The following is a 6,319-nucleotide window of genomic DNA, read 5'->3' as shown; positions in this document are numbered from 1 at the left end:
GCAGTCCGGCGACGGCGTCCGGCCGGCCGACGGCGCCCGCGACTCCGGTGACAGCCGCGACGGTCGTGACGCCCGTGACCAGGGCGGCCAGACCTCCCAGGGTGGCCAGTACGACCGGCGGCGCACCGACGACCGTGCCGAACGGGCCGAACGGGCCGAACGTGCCGACCAGGGCGACCGCCAGGACCGCACCGAGCGCCAGGACGGCGAGCGGCAGGACCGCGACGACCGCCGCGACGGCTACCGCCGCAGGGACGAGGGCCAGCAGTCCGGCGAGAACCGCGACGGCGGCCGCCAGTACGACCGCGACAACCGCGGCAACGACAACCGTGGCAACAACGCTGGCAACCGCGACAACCGCGATAACCGCGGGGGCGACCGCGACAACCGCAACGCCCAGGACGACCGCGACAACCGCGGCGACAACCGGGACAACCGCGGCGACAACCGGGACAACCGCGGTGACAACCGCGACAACCGGCGCAACCGCCGCGACGACGACAACGAGCGTTCGGGCAGCCGCCGCCGCAACCGGCAGCGCAGCCGCGACCGCAAGCGCCGCGGCAACAACCGCGACTCCGCGCAGGACTACCAGAACGACCAGGCCGAGGCCGTCAGCGACGACGACGTGCTCGTGCCGGTCGCGGGCATCCTCGACGTGCTCGACAACTACGCGTTCGTGCGCACGAGCGGCTACCTGCCCGGCCCGAACGACGTGTACGTGCCGCTGGGCCTGGTCAAGAAGCACAACCTGCGCAAGGGCGACGCCGTGACCGGCGCCGTGCGGGCGCTGCGCGAGGGCGAGCAGCTGCCGGCGCGCCAGAAGTTCAACGCGCTCGTACGGCTCGACACCGTCAACGGCATGACGCCGGAGAAGGCGCGCGCGCGCGTCGAGTTCAACAAGCTCACCCCGCTGTACCCGCAGCAGCGGCTGCGCCTGGAGACCGAGCCGAACGTGCTCACCACGCGCATCATCGACCTCGTCAGCCCGATCGGTAAGGGCCAGCGCGGCCTCATCGTCGCGCCCGCCAAGGCCGGTAAGACGATGGTCATGCAGGCGATCGCCAACGCGATCACGACGAACAACCCCGAGTGCCACCTCATGGTCGTGCTCGTCGACGAGCGGCCCGAAGAGGTCACCGAAATGCAGCGGGCCGTCAAGGGCGAGGTCATCTCCTCCACCTTCGACCGTCCCGCCGACGACCACACGACGGTCGCCGAGCTGGCCATCGAGCGCGCCAAGCGCCTCGTCGAGCTGGGCCACGACGTCGTCGTGCTGCTCGACTCGATCACCAAGCTGGGCCGCGCGTACAACCTCGCGGCGCCCGCCAGCGGCCGGATCCTCTCCGGTGGTGTCGACTCCGCGGCGCTCTACCCGCCGAAGCGCTTCTTCGGCGCGGCCCGCAACATCGAGCACGGCGGCTCCCTGACGATCCTGGCCACGGCCCTGGTGGAGACCGGCTCCAAGATGGACGAGGTCATCTTCGAGGAGTTCAAGGGCACCGGAAACATGGAGCTCAAGCTCGACCGGCAGCTGGCCAACCGGCGCATCTTCCCGGCGGTCGACGTCAACGCCTCCGGCACCCGGCGCGAGGAGATCCTCCTGGCCGCCGAGGAACTGAAGATCATGTGGAAGCTGCGTCGCGTGCTCGCCGCCCTCGACACCCAGCAGGGCATCGAGCTGCTCATCGACCGGCTCAAGAAGTCCAAGAGCAACGTCGAGTTCCTCATGAGCGTCCAGAAGACGTCGAATATCAAACTGGACGACGACTGAGCGGCGCCCGCTGACTCGCGCGAACCCGCCCCGACGCACGTCCGGGCGGGTTTCGCATGTCCGGTGGTCTGCCCAGGCCGCCGGGTCGCCCCGTCGACAGTCAGGTGGCAGCACCTGTGCCGATGGTCGGCGCGCCTGCCAGGAAGGGGAGAGATGTCAGCCGATCCGATGCGCGTGGTCGTGGCCGACGACGACGCCGACATCCGGGAGCTGGTGACGTTCAAGCTGCGCCAGGCCGGGTACGACATCGAGGCGGTGGCCGACGGCGCCGAGGCGTGGGCGACGATCAGCGAGGCCCCGCCGCGGCTGGCGGTGCTGGACGTCATGATGCCGGGCCTGTCCGGCCTCGACGTGCTGCGCAAGATCCGCGACGACGAGCGCACGAAGACGGTGCCGATCATCCTGCTCACCGCCCGCAGCCGCGACATCGACATCGACGCCGGGTTCGCCTCCGGGGCCAACGACTACGTCGCCAAGCCGTTCTCGCCGCGCGAACTGGTGCGCCGCGTCACCTCGGTGCTCGACGGCGAGGCGTGACCGCCGGCCGCCGCCCGGCCTCGCCCGCACAGCGCGCCGACGGCGGGCCCCTGTGAGTCCGTAGGCACGATGACCGCGATGACCACCCCGAACGGTGACAGCCGCAGCCCTCGGCGCCCCTCCTCGCGCACCGTGCGGTGGCGCCTGCTGACGCTGTGCATCGTCGTCTCCGTGCTGCTCGTGGGCATGAGCGGGGTGGGGCTGGCCGCGGTCTACCTGCAGCAGCGCCAGGTCGACCGGGCCATCGATGTCGTCGAGCCCGCCGTCGACGCCAACCGCCAGGTGCGCCTGACGCTCGTGCAGGCTCAGAGCGCCCTGCGCGGCTACGTCCTCTCCCAGCAGGGGGTCATCGCCGGCCGCCCGGGAGCCGGTCCGGCCTGGGCCACGTACGCCGAGCACCTGCAGCAGACGTACCGGACGCAGGACGCGCGCGTCGACGGCGAGTTGTCCGTGCTCACCGACCGGCTCACGGCCCCGGACGTGACCGCCGACGAGGACCGGCGCCGGCAGCTCGACGCCGCGCGAACCGAGCAGGAGGAGGCCGTCGCGCCCTGGCGCGACCTGGCCCGCGAGGTCAGCGCCCAGCCGGAGACGGGGGAGCAGCGGCTCGACGAGGGCCGCCGCCTCTTCGGCGCGGTCGGCCGGGCCAACGACGCCGTCGCCGAGGCGCTGGACGGGGAACGGGCGGCGCTGCAGGCCTCGATGAGCACCGCGGTGCGCGACTCCGTGCTCGCCGTGCTCGCCGCCACCGCACTGGCCCTCGGCGCCGTGCTGCTCATCGGCCGCCGCACCGGCGACGCGCTGACCACGCCGCTGCGGCGGCTGCGCGACATCGTCCGCCGCCAACGCGACGGAGACCGAACCGCCTGGGCGGCCACCGACTCCGGGGCCGTCGAGGTGCGTGAACTCGCCGGCGACGTCAACGCGCTGACCGCCGCCCACCATGAACTCACCGACCGGCAGGAATCCTCGCTGCGGGTGCTGCGCGCGCAGGCCGTGCTCGGACGCGCCGTGCAGTCCAGCCGTGACCTGCCGACCGCCCTGCAGCGCGCGGCCGAGGGCATCGGGCGGGCGCTGCGCGCCGACCTGGTGGTCTGCGGGGTGTTCAGCGAGCAGCGCCGGCTCCGCGAGCCCGCCGTGTGGAGCGCCCCGGACACCGCGCCCCCGGCGCCACTGGACGCGCCGACGGAACCCGCCCAGGCCGAACCCCCCGACGGGGGCGACGAGGACGACGGCACCGCGCTCGCCGACTACGCGGACGGGCTCTGGGGCGGTGCGGGTGACCGGTTCGCCGCGGCCGACGACGTGGCCGCGCTGCCGCCCGGCTCCGCGGAGCGCCGGTGGGCCGCCAAGTACGGCCCGGCGGGCACCGGCTCCCTGCTCGTGGTGCCGCTCGGGCTGGGGGACCGCGCGATCGGCGTGGCCCTCGTGCGGGGCGCGGCGCGCCAATGGAACAGCGTCGAGACGGCGTTCGTGCAGCACATCGTCGGCGAGATCACCCGCTTCGTCATGCTCGCCGCCGCCGAGCGCCAGCAGGCCGAGCACGTGACCCGGCTCGAGGAGCTCGACCGGCAGAAGGACGCCTTCATGGCGACCGTCAGTCACGAGCTGCGCACGCCGCTGACCAGCATCTCCGGCTACGTCGAGATGCTCTCCGACGACGCCGGCGGCGGCCTGAGCGACCCCCAGCAGCAGATGATCGAGGTCATCGGGCGCAACACCGACCGGCTGCGCGACCTCATCGAGAACCTCATCGTGCTCAACGAACTCGACGTCACCGATCTGCCGCCGCACGCGCCGCTCGTCTGCCTCGGCGAGGTGGTGCGCGAGGTCGCCGACGCGCTGGCCACCGGGGCCGAGCAGGCCGGGATCACGGTCTCCGGCGAGCAGGGCACGGACCTATGGACCCGCGGCGACCGGGCCCAACTCACCCGGGCGCTGGCGAACCTGGCCTCGAACGCGGTGAAGTTCTCGCCCCGCGGCGGCCGGATCACCCTGTCCGCTCGCCCGAGCGCCGACGGCGCCCACGTCGAACTCGGGTGCGCCGACACCGGCATGGGCATCCCGGCCGACGAGACCGAGCACCTGTTCACCCGGTTTTTCCGCGCCAGCAACGCCACCCGCGCGCAGATCCAGGGCAGCGGGCTGGGGCTGGTCATCGTGCGCGGCATCGTCGAACGCCACGGCGGCACCCTGACGGTCGACTCCGTGGAGGGCGCCGGCACCACCGTGACGATGAGCGTTCCGAGGGCCGCCTCCCCCGACCCCGCCGAGGCGGTGGAGCCCGCCCCGCGGGTGACCGCAACCACCGCCGAACCCTGACGTCGGCGCCCGTTCGGACGGCGATTTTGGCGCGGCGCGCCGCAGTGGAATAATTGCCGGTCGGCCACCGGTTCACGCATCCGATCGTCACGCCGCCCGCACGGCGGTCGGCCTGTCATCAGGCCCAGTGACGCAGCGACCCGGAGGATCCGCGACCCGAGGAGACATCCCGTGCAGAAGAACATCCACCCCGACTACGTCCTCACGACCGTGACGTGTACCTGCGGCAACACCTTCCAGACCCGCAGCACCGCCACCTCGGGGCGCATCAACGCCGACGTGTGCAGCCAGTGCCACCCGTTCTACACCGGCAAGCAGAAGATCCTCGACACCGGTGGTCGGGTCGCCCGCTTCCAGGCGCGTTACGGCAAGAAGGCCGCCAAGTAGCGTCATCGCCGCCGGCCCACCGCACTCCACCTCGGAGGCGTTGGGCCGGCGTCGTTCGTCTCCGCCCCGTCCGCCTTTGGAGCCAAGGAGCCCCGCGATGACCGCCGCAGCCGCCACCCTCGATTCTGCTCGCGCGCTCGTCGACGAGTACACGGCGCTGGAGGGCCGGCTCGCCGACCCCGACGTGCTCGGCGACGCCTCCGCGCTGCGCCGGATCAACAAGCGGTACGCGGCGCTCGCGCCCACCGTCGCCGTCTACCGCGAGGCCGCCCGGCTGCGCGACGACCTCGAGGCGGCCCGCGAACTCGCCGCCGACGACGCCTCGTTCGCCGACGAGGTGCCCGGCCTGGAGGCCGACCTCGCGGAGGCGGTCGAGCGGCTGCGGCGCCTGCTGCTGCCCCGCGACCCCGACGACGACCGCGACGTCATCCTCGAGGTCAAGGCCGGCGAGGGCGGGCAGGAGTCCGCGCTGTTCGCCGGCGACCTCGTGCGCATGTACCTGCGCTACGCCGAGCGCCGCGGCTGGGCGTGCGAGGTGCTGGAGGCCACCGACTCCGACCTGGGCGGGTACAAGGACGCGCGGATCGCTGTGAAGGCCAAGGGGGTTCCCGGGCCGGGGGAGGCGCCCTGGGCCCGGTTGAAGTACGAGGGCGGGGTGCACCGCGTGCAGCGCGTGCCGGTCACCGAGAGCCAGGGCCGCATCCACACCTCGGCCGCGGGGGTGCTCGTCATGCCCGAGGTCGACGACCCCGACGAGGTCGAGATCGGCCCCAACGACCTGCGCGTCGACGTCTACCGCTCCTCCGGCCCCGGCGGGCAGAGCGTCAACACGACCGACTCCGCGGTGCGGATCACGCACCTGCCGACCGGCATCGTCGTCTCCTGCCAGAACGAGAAGAGCCAGCTGCAGAACAAGGAGTCGGCGCTGCGGGTGCTGCGGGCCCGGCTCCTGCAGATCGCGCGCGACGAGGCCGACGCGCAGGCCTCGCAGGCGCGCCGCAGCCAGGTGCGCACCGTCGACCGCAGCGAACGCATCCGCACCTACAACTTTCCCGAGAACCGCATCGCCGACCACCGCACCGGCTTCAAGGCCTACAACCTCGACACCGTGCTCGACGGCGAGCTCGACCCCGTCGTGGCGTCGGCGCTCGACGCCGACGAGGCGGCCCGCATGGCGGCGCTGTCCGAGGCGTGAGCGGCCCGTCTCGCCCGGAGCCGGGTTCGCCAGTGCCGGAGCCCGTCTCGCCCGCGTCTGGCGCGCCCGAGCCGGAGCCGGGGTCGCCGTCGGGGGCGGCAGGT

At 73.0% G+C, this 6,319-nt stretch carries 5 protein-coding genes; all 5 read left to right on the top strand.

The window, feature by feature from the left end:
- On the top strand, positions 1–1,774 hold a 1,774-nt coding region (gene rho / locus PINTE_RS19915), incomplete at its 5' end, for a transcription termination factor Rho (protein ID WP_068434129.1).
- A 153-nt stretch (positions 1,775–1,927) separates the two neighbouring features.
- Positions 1,928–2,311 carry a response regulator transcription factor gene (locus tag PINTE_RS19910; RefSeq protein WP_068434127.1) on the top strand — a complete coding sequence of 128 codons (384 nt, stop codon included), beginning with the start codon at positions 1,928–1,930 and terminating at the stop codon, positions 2,309–2,311.
- A gap of 78 nt (positions 2,312–2,389) precedes the next feature.
- Positions 2,390–4,633 (top strand): sensor histidine kinase, encoded by a 2,244-nt coding sequence (locus tag PINTE_RS19905; protein ID WP_068434125.1) that lies wholly within the window; start codon positions 2,390–2,392, stop codon positions 4,631–4,633.
- A gap of 171 nt (positions 4,634–4,804) precedes the next feature.
- Complete coding sequence (gene rpmE, locus PINTE_RS19900) at positions 4,805–5,020, top strand: 50S ribosomal protein L31 (RefSeq protein ID WP_068434123.1); 216 nt, start codon at positions 4,805–4,807, stop codon at positions 5,018–5,020.
- 97 nt (positions 5,021–5,117) lie between these two features.
- Positions 5,118–6,215 carry a peptide chain release factor 1 gene (gene prfA, locus PINTE_RS19895; RefSeq protein ID WP_068434121.1) on the top strand — a complete coding sequence of 366 codons (1,098 nt, stop codon included), beginning with the start codon at positions 5,118–5,120 and terminating at the stop codon, positions 6,213–6,215.
- The last annotated feature ends 104 nt before the right edge of the window (positions 6,216–6,319 follow it).

This window comes from Piscicoccus intestinalis NBRC 104926, from assembly GCF_001515525.1.
In the GTDB taxonomy this organism is placed as follows: domain Bacteria; phylum Actinomycetota; class Actinomycetes; order Actinomycetales; family Dermatophilaceae; genus Kineosphaera; species Kineosphaera intestinalis.
This window is presented reverse-complemented; position numbering and strand designations above follow the sequence as displayed.